This window comes from Anabaena sp. PCC 7938, assembly GCF_049315035.1.
In the GTDB taxonomy this organism is placed as follows: Bacteria; Cyanobacteriota; Cyanobacteriia; order Cyanobacteriales; family Nostocaceae; genus Anabaena; species Anabaena cylindrica.
Genome location: NZ_CP186034.1, coordinates 5,643,369 through 5,660,301 on the forward strand (window position 1 = coordinate 5,643,369; position 16,933 = coordinate 5,660,301).

Here is a 16,933-nt window from a genome sequence, read left to right on the forward strand (position 1 = left end):
ACCATGAGCGTTATCACAATTCAATGTCGCTTGGTTGCTGAAGAAGACAGCCTCCGTCAACTATGGGAATTGATGAGTGAAAAAAATACACCATTCATCAATGAAATTTTGCTACAGATAGGAAAACACCCAGAATTTGAAACCTGGCTAGAAAAAGGTAGAATACCGGCTGAATTACTCAAAACACTGGGTAACTCCCTGAAAACTCAAGAACCTTTTACTGGACAACCTGGACGTTTTTACACCTCAGCGATTACTTTAGTGGATTATCTGTATAAATCCTGGTTTGCTTTACAGAAACGCAGAAAGCAGCAAATAGAAGGGAAACAGCGTTGGCTAAAAATGCTCAAAAGTGATCAAGAACTTGAGCAAGAAAGTCAATCTAGCTTAGAAGTAATCCGTAATAAAGCCACTGAACTTTTTAGCAAATTTACCCCTCAGTCCGATAGCGAAGCGCTCCGTAGGAATCAAAATGACAAACAGAAAAAGGTAAAAAAGACTAAAAAATCCACAAAACCGAAAACATCTTCAATTTTCAAAATTTTTTTAAGCACTTACGAAGAAGCGGAAGAACCTCTTACTCGTTGCGCTCTTGCATATCTACTCAAAAATAACTGTCAAATTAGTGAACTGGATGAAAACCCAGAAGAATTTACCAGAAATAAGCGCAGAAAAGAAATAGAAATTGAGCGATTAAAAGATCAACTCCAAAGTCGCATCCCCAAAGGTAGAGATTTGACAGGAGAAGAATGGTTAGAAACCTTAGAAATTGCCACCTTCAATGTTCCGCAAAATGAAAATGAAGCAAAAGCATGGCAAGCAGCACTTTTAAGAAAAACTGCTAATGTTCCCTTTCCTGTAGCTTATGAATCTAACGAGGATATGACATGGTTAAAGAATGATAAAAATCGTCTCTTTGTACGGTTCAATGGCTTGGGAAAACTTACTTTTGAGATTTACTGCGATAAGCGTCATTTGCACTACTTCCAACGCTTTTTAGAGGATCAAGAAATTCTACGCAATAGTAAAAGGCAGCACTCAAGCAGTTTGTTTACTCTACGCTCAGGAAGAATAGCTTGGTTGCCAGGTGAAGAAAAAGGTGAACATTGGAAAGTAAATCAACTAAATTTTTATTGTTCTTTAGATACTCGAATGCTGACTACCGAAGGAACTCAACAGGTAGTTGAGGAGAAAGTTACAGCAATTACCGAAATTTTAAATAAAACAAAACAGAAAGATGATCTCAACGATAAACAACAAGCTTTTATTACTCGTCAGCAATCAACACTAGCTCGAATTAATAACCCTTTTCCTCGTCCCAGTAAACCTAATTATCAAGGTAAATCTTCTATCCTCATAGGTGTTAGTTTTGGACTAGAAAAACCAGTCACAGTAGCAGTCGTAGATGTTGTTAAAAATAAAGTTATAGCTTATCGCAGTGTCAAACAACTACTTGGTGAAAACTATAATCTTCTGAATCGTCAGCGACAACAACAGCAACGCCTATCTCACGAACGCCACAAAGCCCAAAAACAAAATGCACCCAACTCTTTTGGTGAATCTGAATTAGGACAATATGTGGATAGATTGTTAGCAGATGCAATTATTGCGATCGCTAAAAAATATCAAGCTGGCAGTATAGTTTTACCCAAACTCCGCGATATGCGAGAGCAAATCAGCAGTGAAATTCAATCCAGAGCAGAAAATCAATGCCCTGGTTACAAAGAAGGCCAACAAAAATACGCCAAAGAATATCGAATAAACGTTCATCGCTGGAGTTATGGACGATTAATCGAGAGTATCAAATCCCAAGCAGCACAAGCTGGAATTGCAATTGAAACTGGAAAACAGTCAATCAGAGGCAGTCCACAAGAAAAAGCACGAGATTTAGCCGTCTTTACTTACCAAGAACGTCAAGCTGCGCTAATTTAGTTTACTAATCCGAACCTTGACAATATAATATGGATACAACAGCGCCGTAGTTCATGCTCCTTGGAGTCTCTGTACTATGAAAAATCTGGCTTAGTTTGGCAGTTGGAAGACTGTCATGCTTTCTGAGCCTGGTAGCTGCCCGCTTCTGATGCTGCTGTCGCAAGACAGGATAGGTGCGCTCCCAGCAATAAGGAGTAAGGCTTTTAGCCATAGTCGTTATTTATAACGATGTGGATTTCCACAGTGGTGGCTACTGAATCACCCCCTTCGTCGGGGGAATCCTCCCAAATCTTTTTTTTGGCGAACCATAAGCGGGGTCAAAAACCCTGGGGATCTGCCAAAACCTTGAATCCCTTGTCCAGTATTTATTTGACTCATTTGAAGAGTGATGAATGTCCTCTATTGAGAGCAAAAAAACAGATTTTTTAACAGGTTTGCCAAAATCGCATCTGGAAACCTGTATTGGCAAGGGTCTAGACGGGCGCGGTTTCAACTACCATCCCGACTAGGGGTGGGTTGAAAGCTTTGTACGAGCAGACAACATTTTAGTTTTCCTCCAAAGTTTCAACTACCATCCCGACTAGGGGTGGGTTGAAAGTCACCCCGCTGCATCCATTCCTCTACTTTTTCAAAAGTTTCAACTACCATCCCGACTAGGGGTGGGTTGAAAGTTTTATGATCGAAGAAATCAAGGATAGCTGTACCTCAAGTTTCAACTACCATCCCGACTAGGGGTGGGTTGAAAGTCCACAATCCGCGTTTGCGATCGCAATTAGCACCCCCCGGTTTCAACTACCATCCCGACTAGGGGTGGGTTGAAAGAAGCGAGAGAAAGAAATACCAGAAACAGAATATATCGTTGAGGTTTCAACTACCATCCCGACTAGGGGTGGGTTGAAAGATAACTAGAATTTACTTGCGTTAACCATTAAAATAAAATGGTTGCAAAATAGAAATGATCATGGGAGGGTTGAAAGGAGTGCTGCGATCGAACACATATCAATAATCCAATAATGCCCTTGCAGCAATAATTTATTGTATAGTAAATGTTAAGTTCATGCGACATTAATTTGCGAAAACTTAGAATAATTAAATTGACTCTGAAAAACAACCACCACGACATTAATTTGCGAATAACGACACTAAATTGCGAAAAGCGACATTTAATTTGCGAATGTACATATATAATGGAGAATAGGAGACTCGAACCCCTGACCTCTGCGGTGCGATCGCAGCACTCTACCAACTGAGCTAATTCCCCTTGCTAGTCTCAAGTTACTAACTCAGACAGCCGTACTATATGTTAACACTCAGGCAGGGTAGTTTTCACCTCTTTTTGCAAAAAAACTTCCTGTACCCGGTCTAATTCCAAATCAGTCAGATAATCTACTGTCCAGTTAGCTTGACGCTGAAGCATATGGAAGGGATAGGTATTAGCAACTCCCACAACTTGCATCTGAGCGCGTTTTGCAGCTTGAATACCCGCAGGAGTATCTTCAATTGCTAAACATTCCTGGGGTTGCAAATTCAAATCTGGATAAGCTTGATTAAGTTTTTCTACCGCTAATAAATAACCTTCTGGTTGGGGTTTACTGGTAGCGATGTCATCCCCGGTGACAATAATTTGAAAATATTCAGTCAGTTTGGCACGTTCTAGCACTAATTGTATTTCTTGTAGAAGAGAGTCACTAACCAACCCTAGTTTAATATTGTGCGATCGCGCCTGAAAAATTAAATCATCTACACCAGCATACAAAGGCAATTTTTCTAGCTTCTCCAATTCCAACACATAAGCTTGCGCTTTACGGTTGAGCAAATCACTTAAATACTCTTCCGTAATCACCCTCCCACGATTTTTCAGCAGATCTTGAAAATAATCGCGATAGCTTTGCTTACCACAAGCATCACTTCGTCCAAGAGAAGCTTGACGTTCATTTACCCGCTGAGGTTGAATATTCTCTTGAATCAGAATTTCATCAATCAGTTGTAGGTGAATTGGTTCATCCTTAATGATCACACCATTAAAATCAAACAAAACTGCCTTTAAACTCATGCCACTATGCCAAACCTGGGGAAGCAATATCCTGCAAATTATTATTATCCATTTTGGTGTTCGTTAATGTCAGCATTAGGTTGACAAATACATTACCTATGTATTACATTTATAATACAAGCTCATGAAGGCTATTAAATTCTATGTCTAAATCTATACTAGCAATATAGACTGTTATGTTTACAATTCCTCTTAAAAATTCAAATTATGCCCTACGAACAATTAGGAATTAACACTCCATCACCCGTTTTATCTTGGGCAAATCATCCATTAGGCTCAGATGAAATCAAGATGGCAAAGAATGTAGCATCATTGCCATTTGTGTTTAAACACGTTGCTCTAATGCCAGATGTTCACTTAGGCAAAGGAGCCTTAGTTGGTTCAGTAATTGCCACTAAAGAAACCATTATTCCTGCTGCCGTCGGCGTAGATCTAGGTTGTGGTATGAGTGCCATTAAAACACAATTTAAAGGTGAACAACTAGAAGGTAAACTCAAGAAAATTCGCCTAGATATTGAAGCCGCAATTCCTACAGGATTCAATGAAAACAAAGATGTAGAAAAATCAGCTTCTAACTGGCAACGCTGGCGCGATTTTAAAGACTTGCATCGTGGTGTGCAAGACTTAGAAAGCAAAGCCATGAAACAAATGGGTTCCCTGGGGGGAGGCAATCACTTTATTGAGATTTGTCTTGATACAGAGAACCAAGTTTGGCTGATGTTGCATTCCGGTTCTCGCAACATTGGGAATAAACTAGCACAATGCCATATTAATACAGCCAAAGAATTAGCAAAAATGGCAGGTGAAAAATTACCTGATCCTGATTTAGCTTACTTTGTGGCTGGTACACCAGAATTTCAGGCATACTGGAAAGACTTACAATGGGCGCAAAATTACGCACTTTTTAACCGTGATGTCATGATGGCACGATTTAAACGCATCGTCGAAAAACATCTAGTAGGTGGAAAAGTGACTAAACCTTTATTAGAAGTAAATTGTCATCATAATTACGCCGAAAAAGAAGTACATTTTGGCGAAGATGTGTATGTAACTCGTAAAGGTGCAGTCCGCGCTCAAACAGAAGATTATGGGATTATTCCTGGTTCAATGGGAGCAAAATCTTTCATTGTCAAAGGTAAAGGTAATGCTCATAGTTTTTGTTCCTGTAGTCATGGTGCAGGGCGTATAATGTCCAGAAGCAAGGCCAAAAATGTCTATACACTTGATGATTTAATTGAGCAAACTCAGGGTGTAGAATGCCGCAAGGATACAGGGGTTTTAGATGAAATTCCTGGTGCTTATAAACCTATTGAACAGGTGATGGAAAATCAAGCTGATTTGGTAGAAATAGTGGCAACACTCAAACAGGTTATGTGTGTTAAAGGCTAAAAAAAGGTGGGTAATGCCCACCTTTTTCTAACGCTTAAAATCTAGGGTTTCGTCTGTATACAGATATATTTAACTCCGCTGCGTTGCGTATTGCTAATGCTTCTGTCAGGGATACAATATGACATAGAAAAACCCTGTTAAAACATCCTCTAATTTAATACCAATAAATCAAAGATTTTAGAGGATGTTTAAAAAATTAGGTAGAATAGATATAGCAATTCCCAATCTCATGAAATACACCCCACCCGCGCTGTCGCGCACCCTCCCCTTACCAAGAGGAGGGTTGGGGAGGGGTAATTTTGTATCTAACTAGATTGGGAAAGGCTATATAACGGTATGCATTTGAATTAAATACATCATAGCCCCCTCCCCGCAAGCGATGAGGGGTTTGGGGGTGGGGTTCTTGTATCTCATTCAACTGAGAACCGCTATAGAATAATTAGTCAGTATTCAATACTGCTCGGTTAATAATTTTTGTAGGTTGGGTTGTCGAAAGATCCCGTAGGATACGATAGTGAAAACCAACAAACGCTTGTAAATGTTGGGTTTAGTTTCTCAACCCAACCTGCGTAATTTTATTTTTTTGAGGTTAAATGACAGGTATTGAGTTAGTATTTACTATATTATGATAAAACTTAATTTTTGAAAATAAAAATGTTGATAAAAATATTACCTGCTCTATTCTCTGTGATTGAGAAGAGAGTTGGTAGATCGCTATGATCTTGTTTTTTAGTAATATATTCAGCCAGTGGGTAACAGCTGCTGTAAGGCTCAAAATTTTCACCCAAAAACTTACACAAAACCACCTGCGGATTCAGGGAATCATACTGTTTGTTATCATCAACATCATTTGGGGTACAACCTTTCCACTGATTGAAAAAACAGTCGGTAGCCTTTCACCAAGTGTATTAATTTGCAACGCGGTTTTGTGTGGCTGCATTATTATTTAGTGGCAACTTGCGTGGTCTAAACAAGCTGATATTACGCGATGGTTTACTGCTAGGACTCGTATTTTTTGCCTATCTAGCTATTGAAACAATTGCTCTTGAGAGCATTCATGCAAACCGAGCAGCATTTATCGTTAGCCTAAGTGCAATTTTAGTACCTTTACTGGGGTCGTTTTTTGGTCGGCGCTTACCTGGGAAAACTTTCTTTTCTGCCGGACTTGCTGTTATTGGTATTGGCGTAATGTTTTGGGGAGGGGGAGTATTAGGAATTGGTGATTTGTTAATGCTAGGTGATGCTGTTCTTTATGCGGTTTATACTCTAATTTTAGAACAAATAGCGCCACGCCATCCATCTTTATCACTTACTAGCATCCAATTATTTGTAATTGCAATACTGGGCGCACTCTGGAGTAACACAAGCTTAATTGATGAGATGAATATTATCAATGAAAACTGGGGGGTAATTTTCTACCTGGGGCTGGTTGCAACTGCCATAGTGATCTGGCTTCAGACAGTAGCGCAACAATGGATTCGGTCTGAAGAAGCGGCTTTACTCTACACACTTGAGCCAATATTTTCAGCGATATTCTCATTTTTGATACTTGGCGAACAGCTTGGGCTAAGTGGTTTCATTGGTGCAACTTTTGTTTTATCGGCAATAGTTTTTAGCCAAAAGCCTCAAGATTTACAGCTAGATACATAGGTTACTGTCAGCGAACTCATATCTATCGTGCTGGTTATCTCGCTGGCTAATTGTAAAAAATCAAACAATTGGCAATCTTGAATTATCTTATGGGATTTAGCGGTTGTTGGGACTAGTGCAAGATGTAAAATGACTAGAAACACATTGATCTAAAGTATGACTAATCAATCTACTATCCCTGTAATTGTCAACGGTGCAGCTGGCAAAATGGGACGTGAGGTAATCAAAGCGATCGCTCAAGCACCAGATATGATTTTAATGGGCGCTCTCGATACCTCTCCAGAACATCAAGATAAGGATGCAGGAGAACTGGCCGGTTTAAGCGAACCGTTGGAAGTGCCAATTACCAATCAATTAGAGCCGATGTTAGGCTATGTGGCAGGTGAAAGGCAGATGGCACCAGGGGTAATGGTAGATTTTACCCATCCTGATGCAGTTTACGATAATGTGCGAAGTGCGATCGCTTATGGTATTCGTCCAGTAGTCGGAACTACAGGTTTAAGTCCTCAACAAATTCAAAATTTGACCGACTTTGCCGAAAAAGCGAGTACAGGTTGCTTGCTGATTCCTAATTTCTCCATTGGTATGGTATTGCTGCAACAAGCTGCTGTCACCGCTTCCCAGTATTTTGATCATGTAGAAATTATCGAACTGCATCACAACCAAAAAGCCGACGCACCAAGCGGTACAGCTATTCAAACGGCGCAGTTATTAGCAGAATTAGGTAAAACCTTTAACCCGCCTCAAGTCGAAGAAACAGAAAAGATCCCAGGTGCTAGAGGCTCTTTAGCCGATGAAGGGATTAGAATTCATAGTATCCGCCTACCAGGACTAATTGCCCATCAGGAAGTGATATTTGGCGCAGCAGGGCAAATTTACACATTACGTCATGATACAAGCGATCGCTCCTGCTATATGCCCGGAGTCTTACTAGCAATTCGCAAAGTAAACCAGTTAAAGTCATTAGTATATGGATTAGAAAAAATACTTTAAAGAAGAAGTCAGGAGTCAGGAGTCAGGAGTCAGGAGGAATAAAGAAGTTAACTCATTACTCACAACTCAGCACTCGGTACTCGGTACTCATTACTCACAACTCATTACTCACAACTCAGCACTCATAACTCATGTTAGTTCCTCTAACTCGGTCAAAATTTGAACAAATTATGCCCCTCATTGCTACCGGGATGCAGTACAAGTACTATTGGGGCAAATCTGCCAGTTTTTTGCAGAGGCTGTTAATTTCTGTAGTGTCCGTAGTTGTGATTCTGCTAGTACAACTCCTATTTAAGTTGGACTTTAGTGTAATATTTATCTTCGGGGTATTTAGTGCTTTTTTTTGGCTCTGGTATCCCGTATTTCAAGCTAGTACACGCAATGCAAAATGCCGTCGTTACAAATACAGCGGCTTTTTTCGTGGGCGAGTCCTAGATTGGTGGATTACAGACAAATTGACTGGTAAACAAGAAACCGTCAATAACAAAGGCGATTTGGTAATTATCGAAAACCGCGAAAAACGGATTAACTTAGAAATAGGCGATGACACAGGATTTACTGTCGAGTTTGATGCCCCATTACGTCCTGCTCATAAAGCGATCGCACGTGGTCAAATAGCAGAAATGATCGTCATGTCAAATCGCCCAGATTTAAGCAGCATCGAAGAATTTAGCAACATCTACATTCCCAGTCGTAACCTATGGGTCAGTGACTATCCCTACGTGCGAGAAGATTTATTTAATGAAGTCAGTCTTCGCTTACGAGAAAACCAACAGGAAAAACCTCGTCGTCGCCGTCGTCCAGAAAGTCAGAGAAGCAGAGAGGATGATCAATATTAATTCCTCCCCATCTCCCCATATCTTTTCTAACTTCCCCCATTCCTATCTTGTCCGTAGGCTTGCCAAGCTAAATCAACCAAACCATTGACAATTGCAGCTGCCACAACTGCATTACCCTTGCGACTGTCAATAGTAATATAAGGTACTAAAGATTCTTGCAAACGTTCTTTATCAGTATCCACATTGATAAATCCTGCCGGAGTTGCAATTATCAAAGCAGGTCGAATTTCCTCAGCTTCAATCAAGTCTACCAATGCAGTCAGCGCAGTTTGGGCTTGACCAACAACAAAGATTCCCTCTGGATAACGCTTGGCAAGAGTTTCAATTCCCCAAGCGGAACGAGTTTTTTCTTTTTGTGGACGTGTCAGCGCTTCCATACTGCAATACACCGGGTTGGCAAAGGTGTTTTGAATTTCATAGGCAATACCGACCTGTACCATAGGCGCATCTACCACAATTGTGGTACGTGCCGCTAGTGCTGCTGCTCCTGCTTGTAAAGCGTGTTCTGAAAAACGAATCAAAGACTTGTACTCAAAATCAGACGTGGCGTATATTACTCGCCGGACTATTTCATACTCTGCTGGTGAAAAGACATGATCGCCAATTTCACTATCAATGATTGCCAAGCTTTGAGCATCAGTTACGTGCCATTCCATCGCTGTTAAGCTTCTCACATATCAGCTTTCAGCTTATCATCAGAAGGTAGGAAGAAGGAAGAAGCTAGGGGGCAGGCGAAGAACTCCCTAACTCAATACTCGGTACTCAGGACTCAGTATTGGAAGAAGGACGACTGAAACCTGGAGATAGGTAAGCAACCAAAACACCAATCAGAAAAGCCGAAATATTACGAACCAGAGGAACCCAATCACTTGTGCGGGTAACTACTGGGCCAATACCGAAGGCAATAAATAAAATTCCCCACAAAGGTGAGAAAATTAACGCCCATTGCCAAGCAAATACTTGTTTATTATTGCGAGGTTGAGCAGCAAAACCACAAATCACCCCACCAATAGCGGAGGTAATCAGCGTAAGTATCCATTGTTCCCTTGGTAGACCAGGAACGACGTTGCAACCACCTTTGAGTAAACAGCCTTTGACTGAATCTAAAGCTTGCAGGATGGCTTGGTCTTCCCCTTGTTCTCGCACAAAGTACAAGTTACCAAAACGGGTTTGCAATTCAATCCAGAAAGTTCTGGGTAAAAATTCATAAACCGCATCGCCAACACTAAAACTGAGAATGTTGCCACCACGAGCATCAGCAACTAAGAGAATGCTTTTGTCATCCAAACCCCAATATTTGATGACTGCTCTACCTGGAGTGCGGTCATACTGGGTTAATACTCGTAATTTCCAGCCAGTATCTGTTTCAAATTGTTCTAATTCTTGGACTAGCTTTTCTTCTTGGGGGTCAGGAAGCGTTTTCGCTAAATCGACAACTGGGGTAAATATGTTGGGTAGTAAATCAGGATTTTCATAAGCTAGGGCTGATGGAGATGGCAGCGCCCAAATTGACGCAGTGAAGCACAATACTGCAATGGATACCAAAAATCGTTGCCAAAAACAAAGCTGCATGGAATTTTTTATACGAATATTAACGGCAGAAGTGAAACAAGTTGTTTTAAAAGAGTACGGGAAAAGTGATACTTCTTTACACTTCTTTACTTTACTCTAATCTAAGGTATCTACGCAAAGGGTAATTGGTAACAGGTGACAGAGAAGAGATAGAGATCAGAAGGCAGGGGACAGATAAATAATATCCTCTCCCATCCAATACTGTTCGGTTAAGAATTTTTGTAGGTTGGGTTGAACAAAGTGAAACCCAACAAATGCCTGTAAATGTTGGTTTATGGCTACGCCACACTTCGTGAACGTTCCTCAATCCAACCTACGGATTTCCGTTTTTTAGCCTTAACCGACAAGTATTGATACCCAATCCCTGTCAATCAGACCAATCTTCTGAAGGTGCAGATTTTGAAATTAAATTTTCATCATTAAAATCACTTTCCCAATTAATAGCTTCACTGTAACTATGATTAGGGCGGTATAATTCTGTTTGTGTGCGCCTATTTTCTTGCCTCAACGCTTCTCTCTCTCGCAGGGTTAGCTCTGATTTTTCGTTCATGGGTAAGCGTTCAGGGCTGCGTCTAGCAGGTTTTTGGCGCGTGAAGGTTTTCCAAGCAGCTTTAACACCTACTGCGAGGCTGCGTGTGCTGATTTGAATATTATGAGCTTGTTTTTTGGCAATATCTAGGCTTTGATCTACTTGTTTAACAACTTGACTAGCGCTTTTGACACCTTCACTAACATCATCAGTTAAGTCTGTCAGTTCCAAACTAGTATTACGGATGGCGTTGAGAGTGGGCGGTAACTCCCGTGAGAGAGTATCAAAGAACTTTTCGGCACTGCGAGCAGCGCGCGCTAACTCTTGCAAGGTGGGTATCAAAGCCACCAAGACAGCAGTTAGACTAGCAGCGACTAGGAAAGTGGACATTCCCAGCCAAAACAGGGGGTCAATCACGGTTATGCTGTTTATCTTAAAGTAAGCTAAAAACCTTGAGGTTATGGTTGACTTAGGAAGCCATAACCATCCTTCAGGTAGGGGGTATCAAGAGTGTTCTAGATGCTGAGTTAGAGAATCGGTGTTTTCAGGATCAGCAGGATTTTGCCGTTTTAGGGCTTCGCTTTCGCGTTGTGTAGCATCTACACCAGCAGCGATCGCTATCCGCAATCTCTCTAAAGTGTCATCCCAATTTCGCAGTGCGCTGGCAGAAAGGCGATCTGCTTGAATTTGCACACTGGTTGATAAATCCTCTGCTAATTCTGGTAAAGCATCAGCAGATTTTTTTAAAAGTTTACGGGTTTCGCGCCCTGTGCGAGGAGCAGCAAGCAAGCCGGTTAAAGCACCGATAGTAGCTCCCAGCATCAAACCGCCAATAAATAATCCAGAACGGTTATTAGACATCTTTATTGTTTCTCTCCTTACACCCATTTTAGGTGGGATTTGATCTAGTTAATCTCTGCTGACAATATATTCAGTCTGTGAAGTTGCTTTGATTGATTAGCTGATAAGTGGGACTATTTTTATTTCTGGAGGTAGAATCTGGCTGCCAAAAAAATCTCTGCCACATTTTTCTGCCTAATACGACAAGGCTGAGAATTTGCTGGACTTGTTGAACTTGCAGTTTGAGCTTTTGGTGTTTTTGGCGTAAGTTGTAAATTTCCTGCTGGCCTGTATAAATATTTTCTGGTGCTGTATACAAAACTGCATGGCTAACACGTTCATAGCTGTTTAAGCTATCGGCAATGATTCCCAACTTTTGCTTGATTCGCCACATTAGTCGAGCTACATAGAGGAGTATTAGGGAGATGAGGATATTAATCAGGACTACTACAGTTACCATTTTTACCTTTACTCTAATGAGCGTGACTTGGCACTGATTTAATCATACTGGCATATTTTCCTGGTAAAAAATACCAGGGTAATAATCTATAATTTCTTGAGAACTAGTTTAATTTTTATATTCCAAGTACATATTCTGCTAATTATGAGAGTTTATTTTTTCACGATTGACATGATTTTTTTGTTGCTGTAGCCTCAACTTCAGTTGTTTGAGATTGAGTTAAACTACACTTAAAAAGTAATTCTACTATAAAATATTCAATTTCCACACATATGACAGAAAAAAGATTGGAATCGTTAATCGTCAAAATTGTAAAAAAGGTGATCAAAAAAGAAATCAAAAACCTAACTCAGGACAATTTGCCAATTATTTCTAGCCAGGAAAATCAACAAATAGAAGGCTTTATAGAAACTTTTGATAGGGAAGAAGACATCGGTAGCACAGCAGAAGTCATTGACGATATATATACCAATGGGATTGTCAATTTATCTGCGAAAGAAGATATGGAACTTGAGCGCAAGTTAAGAGAACTAAAATTTAAACAAGAACTTAGAAAGGATTGGATATTATTTATAGTGAGGGACGTAGTAGTATATTCTACTACTATTTTATTTATATTTACTATTGCTGGATTCTATTTATTTACTCTTATTCAAAGGTAAACTAAATCACAAGCGGCAATGTTTGTTGTCATCTATCCCAGGTATTAAACTAATCTCAATCATTTTTGCTGGGCGGACAATCGACAAATTGGATAAATATCAATTTTTTAGCCAATTTTAGCGAAATTACATGAAGTTTTGGCAAAATGCCATTCCAATTACCATTCCCGAAATTTGATTGCTATATTAGATTAAATTACTATGATAGGAAGGATTGGCAAGCTGTGCGGGATGATTTAAAGGGATTGGAAATTACTAATCATGAATTGCAAAAATTGACTAATTTGCCTGTTAATCATGAATTGATAATTATTACGAATAATATTCAGAACTTAGGGAAATACTTAATAGATAAAATTAAAGGTTCTGAGGGTGCTACTGTAATTTTTATCAGCTGTTCTATTTTTGCATTTACATACCTTTTATTTGATGTTCTTATAAAATTATTTGCCACTTGGATCACAACACCATCTTGGATATTATTATTTGGGTTTGGTATTTGGGTTGGAGGTGTCATCCAAACTATATTATATTTGCTTTGGATAAATAAACGTGAATTTGTGAAAAATCATATGACCAATTCTCTACAAATTTTAATCAATGATGTGAAAAGATATAATGATGTTATTAAAGTTATAAATATTAATGACCAAATAGAAGAAGCAGGTAATCCAGAAGTAGCTATAAAGCAAAGAGAGAAAGTTATTGAAGCTCTAAAACTTACTAGATCTGATTTAATCCGCGCCTTAAAAACAGAAAAGATTTTACGGGAAAATAAAAATTTTATTCTCAATAATTCAGATTTATTTGCTAATAATTTAGCAACTTTAACATCCATGCAAGTTACTGAACAAGCTAGTGAGCATGGTCGATTATTAAATGAAGCATTACAAATTGCTTTAGATGTGCAGTATGAAATGAAGAGGTTGCATAGTCATGGTTAAAACTCAATATACATAGACAATTTTGCTAGATCCGGAAATTCTTCAAATCAATTTACTTGATCTCTAGTCCATTGCTGACTAAGTTACTTTTTGTCTTTATCCTTTTATATAAGAATATAAGCATTAACCATATTTGTAGAGGAAATTAATTTGCTGTTTTTAGTGAAAATTTTGCCGTTTTTGTTTGTCTAGTATGCGCCGGCACAGTTGTTTGGTGAGGCGAACCATATATTTATATTTTTAGAAGATTAAGCCCTCTCCATCATGATTAGGTAATCTTCTGGCAGGAACAGAGTAACATTAAAGAACATGAAGTAGGCATTCGCACATTGGCATGGACTGGAAAGAAATCAGAGGTAACTGGGTAATTATTCCCCGCAATCCCATCGGTATCATCCATTTCTTGGGGGGTGCATTTGTCGCTACTGCACCCCACCTCACTTACCGCTGGTTATTAGAAGAGTTGGCAGCTAAAGGGTATGTTGTTATAGCTACACCTTTTGTCAATACTTTAGATCACAGAGCGATCGCTCAATCTGTACTACTTAAATTTGAACGAACCCTAGAACGCTTGCAAGATTCTGGTGAAATACGCAAGCTATATCTCCCGACCTATGGTGTTGGACACAGTATGGGTTGCAAACTCCATTTGCTCATTGGTAGTCTTTTTAAAGTGGAACGTGCTGGGAATATTCTCATTTCCTTTAACAACTACACTGCTAAGGAAGCTATTCCTCTAGTAGAACAATTAAATTCTACCTTGGCAATTGAGTTTACACCTACACCTTTAGAAACCAACCAACTAGTACAAGAACTTTATCATATCCGGCGTAATTTAATCATAAAATTTAGCAATGATAATCTTGATCAATCAGTAACAATAACCAAAATCTTACAAAATCGCTTTCCAGAAATGGTGACTGCACAAACTTTATCTGGAAATCACACCACACCATTAGGTCAAGAAATTAAATGGCAAACAGGAACTTCTTTTACTCCTTTTGATGCTTTAGGACAATGGTTTAAACAAGAAGTATATCGAGACTTAAATCAGCTTAAAAAAGCCCTAGTTTTCTGGCTAAACCCTCTATCACAGACATAATTTTAATTATATCCAAAACGGGAGCAAATTACGCCTTATTCCAGTTACATAAGTTTTAAAATTTTATCCCAACCCAAATTTATGCTCAATAAAGCTTTTGCTCCTAATTCCTGAATTCTACTATCATAGATCATTAAAAATGAATAGTTTCTCAACCAGGTTAGTAGTCACAATCATAAAATACTACTAACAAATTGCTCATCACTGTATTTTTATTTTTGTATAAAATATTAATTGTGTACACCATTTATTATGTTTCAAATTCTAGTAATTGATGATGACTACTCAATACAAATATTCCTAAAAAGGATGTTAGAAAAACAGGGTTATCAGGTAATCACTGCCAGTAATGGACAGGAGGGAATTTTGCAAGCACTTGCTTGTCCTCCAGCCCTAATTATTTGTGATTGGATGATGCCTGGTTTAAATGGGCTAGAAGTATGCAATCGTATTAAGAAAGATCCTAATTTATCTACTACATTCTTTATTTTATTAACATCCTTAGATTCAGTTGCAGATCGGGTTAAGGGACTTGATGCTGGTGCTGATGATTTTATTTCTAAACCAATCGAGCAAAATGAACTCCAAGCTAGGGTAAGAGCAGGATTACGCTTACATCAATTGAACCGAGATATACAAACCCAAAAGTTATTGTTAGAAACAGAACTAGCAGAAGCAGCAGAATATGTAACCTCCCTTTTGCCTTTGCCTATATCTACACCTGTGGCTATTAATTATCGTTTTATTCCCTCACGACAATTAGGGGGTGATTGCTTCGATTATTACTGGCTTGATTCTGATTCTTTGGCAATTTATCTATTAGATACTGCGGGTCATGGACTCAGAGCGACTCTTCCCTCTATTTCTGTACTGAATCTACTTCGCTCTCGTGCGCTCAAAGGTCTGGATTACTATCAACCTAGTCATGTGTTAACAGCTTTAAATGATACTTTCCAGATCAATTATCAAAATGATAAATATTTTACTATTTGGTACGGTGTTTATAACCGAATTAGTCGTCAGTTAGTTTATGCAAGTGCTGGACATCCACCAGCAATATTAGTATCTGGAAAGTCTCCCACCACAATGGAAATAAAAACTTTGAAAACACCAGGTATGCCAGTGGGTATGTTTCCTGAAGCAAAATATGTTGATGGATATTGTAATGTAGATGAGTTTAGTCATCTTTATATTTTTAGCGATGGTGCATACGAGATTACTAAATTAGATGGCACTCTTTGGAGTTTAGATGGATTGATTCAGTTACTGGTTAGTTTACAGCATTCAGTTGATTGCCAACTTGATCATGTACTGAATTATCTCATCAATTTAAACTCCAAAGAAGCCTTTGATGACGATTTATCTATTTTACAAATTAAGTTCGATTAATTTTTGGTGAGTAGAATTTGATTAAAGGCATCTTGACTGGGAAAGATTTCAAATATCTCGTTCATACTAGTCAATTCAAATATCATCCTCACTTGTTCATTAATTGAACAGAGAACCATTTTAGTGCCACCATCTCGTAGTGTTTTAAAAGCCAAAACTAGAGAGCCTAGCCCAGAACTATCTAGAAATGTGATATTTTGACAATCAACTAATACAGTTTTTACGCCACTTTCTAGAATTTGGGCAATATCTTGCTGAAATTCTGATGAAGTTTCAGCATTTAAATTTTTTTTGAGTGTAAGAACTTTCACCTGCTGACTCATAATTAGGTTACTCTGATTGATGTCAATGATGTTCTGTTGTAGCTAGTATATACCAAAATAGGAAATTTAAAAAATACTATTTATCTAAACTGCATAAATTTTTCGTGATGAAAATAATAGTTTGCTAATTATAAATTAGCCAATCAATAAGTTGGATTTTTTGGTTAAAAGTTTATACAAAATTGTTAAATATAAACTTATAATTACCCAGTTTTTGATATTAATTAATTGAGCATAAATGAGCAGTTAATATTGA

The 16,933-nt window shown here is 38.7% G+C and carries 16 protein-coding genes, 1 tRNA gene and 1 CRISPR repeat array; of the genes, 9 read left to right on the forward strand and 8 right to left on the reverse strand.

Annotated features, from left to right (window positions below; all coding sequences use genetic code 11):
• Positions 1-3: 3 nt before the first annotated feature.
• Complete coding sequence (gene cas12k / locus ACOWPH_RS25155) at positions 4-1,932, forward strand: type V CRISPR-associated protein Cas12k (protein WP_015212849.1); 1,929 nt, start codon at positions 4-6, stop codon at positions 1,930-1,932.
• 486 nt (positions 1,933-2,418) lie between these two features.
• Positions 2,419-2,833: a CRISPR direct-repeat array (repeat unit 37 nt; unit sequence GTTTCAACTACCATCCCGACTAGGGGTGGGTTGAAAG).
• Between the two features lie 287 nt (positions 2,834-3,120).
• Here cas12k and ACOWPH_RS25160 read toward each other — a convergent pair.
• A tRNA-Ala gene (locus ACOWPH_RS25160) sits at positions 3,121-3,193 on the reverse strand.
• 42 nt (positions 3,194-3,235) lie between these two features.
• A complete protein-coding gene (locus ACOWPH_RS25165; protein ID WP_015212850.1) occupies positions 3,236-3,985 on the reverse strand; it encodes an HAD family hydrolase in 750 nt (249 codons plus the stop codon).
• A 207-nt stretch (positions 3,986-4,192) separates the two neighbouring features.
• Between ACOWPH_RS25165 and ACOWPH_RS25170 the strand changes: the two genes are divergently transcribed.
• The 4 genes from ACOWPH_RS25170 (at position 4,193) to ACOWPH_RS25185 (ending at position 8,856) form a co-directional block, all read left to right on the forward strand.
• Positions 4,193-5,374 (forward strand): RtcB family protein, encoded by a 1,182-nt coding sequence (locus ACOWPH_RS25170; RefSeq protein WP_015212851.1) that lies wholly within the window; start codon positions 4,193-4,195, stop codon positions 5,372-5,374.
• A 930-nt stretch (positions 5,375-6,304) separates the two neighbouring features.
• The gene (locus tag ACOWPH_RS25175; RefSeq protein ID WP_422665633.1) at positions 6,305-7,024 is read left to right on the forward strand and encodes a DMT family transporter; all 720 of its coding nucleotides are present in this window, start codon (positions 6,305-6,307) and stop codon (positions 7,022-7,024) included.
• Between the two features lie 156 nt (positions 7,025-7,180).
• Positions 7,181-8,017, forward strand: a complete 837-nt coding sequence (dapB, locus tag ACOWPH_RS25180) for a 4-hydroxy-tetrahydrodipicolinate reductase (RefSeq protein WP_015212853.1) — start codon at positions 7,181-7,183, stop codon at positions 8,015-8,017.
• 131 nt (positions 8,018-8,148) lie between these two features.
• Complete coding sequence (locus ACOWPH_RS25185) at positions 8,149-8,856, forward strand: hypothetical protein (RefSeq protein WP_015212854.1); 708 nt, start codon at positions 8,149-8,151, stop codon at positions 8,854-8,856.
• 26 nt (positions 8,857-8,882) lie between these two features.
• On the opposite strand, the gene ACOWPH_RS25190 is transcribed toward ACOWPH_RS25185, so the two are convergent.
• From ACOWPH_RS25190 to ACOWPH_RS25210, 5 genes are all read right to left on the reverse strand, one after another.
• A complete protein-coding gene (locus tag ACOWPH_RS25190) occupies positions 8,883-9,512 on the reverse strand; it encodes a precorrin-8X methylmutase (RefSeq protein ID WP_015212855.1) in 630 nt (209 codons plus the stop codon).
• Between the two features lie 106 nt (positions 9,513-9,618).
• A complete protein-coding gene (locus ACOWPH_RS25195; RefSeq protein WP_015212856.1) occupies positions 9,619-10,428 on the reverse strand; it encodes a TPM domain-containing protein in 810 nt (269 codons plus the stop codon).
• Between the two features lie 367 nt (positions 10,429-10,795).
• Positions 10,796-11,374, reverse strand: a complete 579-nt coding sequence (locus tag ACOWPH_RS25200) for a DUF948 domain-containing protein (RefSeq protein ID WP_042464520.1) — start codon at positions 11,372-11,374, stop codon at positions 10,796-10,798.
• A gap of 87 nt (positions 11,375-11,461) precedes the next feature.
• A complete protein-coding gene (locus tag ACOWPH_RS25205; protein ID WP_015212858.1) occupies positions 11,462-11,818 on the reverse strand; it encodes a YtxH domain-containing protein in 357 nt (118 codons plus the stop codon).
• A gap of 70 nt (positions 11,819-11,888) precedes the next feature.
• The gene (locus tag ACOWPH_RS25210) at positions 11,889-12,257 is read right to left on the reverse strand and encodes a hypothetical protein (RefSeq protein ID WP_015212859.1); all 369 of its coding nucleotides are present in this window, start codon (positions 12,255-12,257) and stop codon (positions 11,889-11,891) included.
• Between the two features lie 272 nt (positions 12,258-12,529).
• Here ACOWPH_RS25210 and ACOWPH_RS25215 point away from each other — a divergent pair, with 272 nt between their 5' ends.
• The 4 genes from ACOWPH_RS25215 to ACOWPH_RS25230 all read left to right on the forward strand — a co-directional run bounded on the left by ACOWPH_RS25215 (position 12,530) and on the right by ACOWPH_RS25230 (position 16,354).
• Complete coding sequence (locus ACOWPH_RS25215) at positions 12,530-12,919, forward strand: hypothetical protein (protein WP_015212860.1); 390 nt, start codon at positions 12,530-12,532, stop codon at positions 12,917-12,919.
• Positions 12,920-13,143: 224 nt separating this feature from the next.
• Complete coding sequence (locus ACOWPH_RS25220) at positions 13,144-13,863, forward strand: hypothetical protein (protein ID WP_042465635.1); 720 nt, start codon at positions 13,144-13,146, stop codon at positions 13,861-13,863.
• 334 nt (positions 13,864-14,197) lie between these two features.
• Entirely contained in the window at positions 14,198-14,965 is a 768-nt protein-coding gene (locus tag ACOWPH_RS25225; protein ID WP_015212862.1) for a DUF1350 family protein, read from the forward strand.
• Positions 14,966-15,217: 252 nt separating this feature from the next.
• Entirely contained in the window at positions 15,218-16,354 is a 1,137-nt protein-coding gene (locus tag ACOWPH_RS25230) for a PP2C family protein-serine/threonine phosphatase (protein ID WP_015212863.1), read from the forward strand.
• Here ACOWPH_RS25230 and ACOWPH_RS25235 read toward each other — a convergent pair.
• The gene (locus ACOWPH_RS25235; RefSeq protein ID WP_015212864.1) at positions 16,351-16,677 is read right to left on the reverse strand and encodes an STAS domain-containing protein; all 327 of its coding nucleotides are present in this window, start codon (positions 16,675-16,677) and stop codon (positions 16,351-16,353) included. The genes ACOWPH_RS25230 and ACOWPH_RS25235 overlap by 4 nt on opposite strands.
• Positions 16,678-16,933 lie beyond the last annotated feature (256 nt).

Bases quoted from the DNA above. Each gene is read 5' to 3' on its own strand.
- ACOWPH_RS25230 (WP_015212863.1), top strand. From the start codon at position 15,218: ATGTTTCAAATTCTAGTAATTGATGATGACTACTCAATACAAATATTC.
- ACOWPH_RS25215 (WP_015212860.1), top strand. From the start codon at position 12,530: ATGACAGAAAAAAGATTGGAATCGTTAATCGTCAAAATTGTAAAAAAG.
- ACOWPH_RS25185 (WP_015212854.1), top strand. From the start codon at position 8,149: ATGTTAGTTCCTCTAACTCGGTCAAAATTTGAACAAATTATGCCCCTC.
- ACOWPH_RS25205 (WP_015212858.1), bottom strand. From the start codon at position 11,818: ATGTCTAATAACCGTTCTGGATTATTTATTGGCGGTTTGATGCTGGGA.
- ACOWPH_RS25225 (WP_015212862.1), top strand. From the start codon at position 14,198: ATGGACTGGAAAGAAATCAGAGGTAACTGGGTAATTATTCCCCGCAAT.
- cas12k (WP_015212849.1), top strand. From the start codon at position 4: ATGAGCGTTATCACAATTCAATGTCGCTTGGTTGCTGAAGAAGACAGC.
- dapB (WP_015212853.1), top strand. From the start codon at position 7,181: ATGACTAATCAATCTACTATCCCTGTAATTGTCAACGGTGCAGCTGGC.
- ACOWPH_RS25195 (WP_015212856.1), bottom strand. From the start codon at position 10,428: ATGCAGCTTTGTTTTTGGCAACGATTTTTGGTATCCATTGCAGTATTG.
- ACOWPH_RS25165 (WP_015212850.1), bottom strand. From the start codon at position 3,985: ATGAGTTTAAAGGCAGTTTTGTTTGATTTTAATGGTGTGATCATTAAG.
- ACOWPH_RS25210 (WP_015212859.1), bottom strand. From the start codon at position 12,257: ATGGTAACTGTAGTAGTCCTGATTAATATCCTCATCTCCCTAATACTC.
- ACOWPH_RS25190 (WP_015212855.1), bottom strand. From the start codon at position 9,512: ATGGAATGGCACGTAACTGATGCTCAAAGCTTGGCAATCATTGATAGT.
- ACOWPH_RS25170 (WP_015212851.1), top strand. From the start codon at position 4,193: ATGCCCTACGAACAATTAGGAATTAACACTCCATCACCCGTTTTATCT.
- ACOWPH_RS25235 (WP_015212864.1), bottom strand. From the start codon at position 16,677: ATGAGTCAGCAGGTGAAAGTTCTTACACTCAAAAAAAATTTAAATGCT.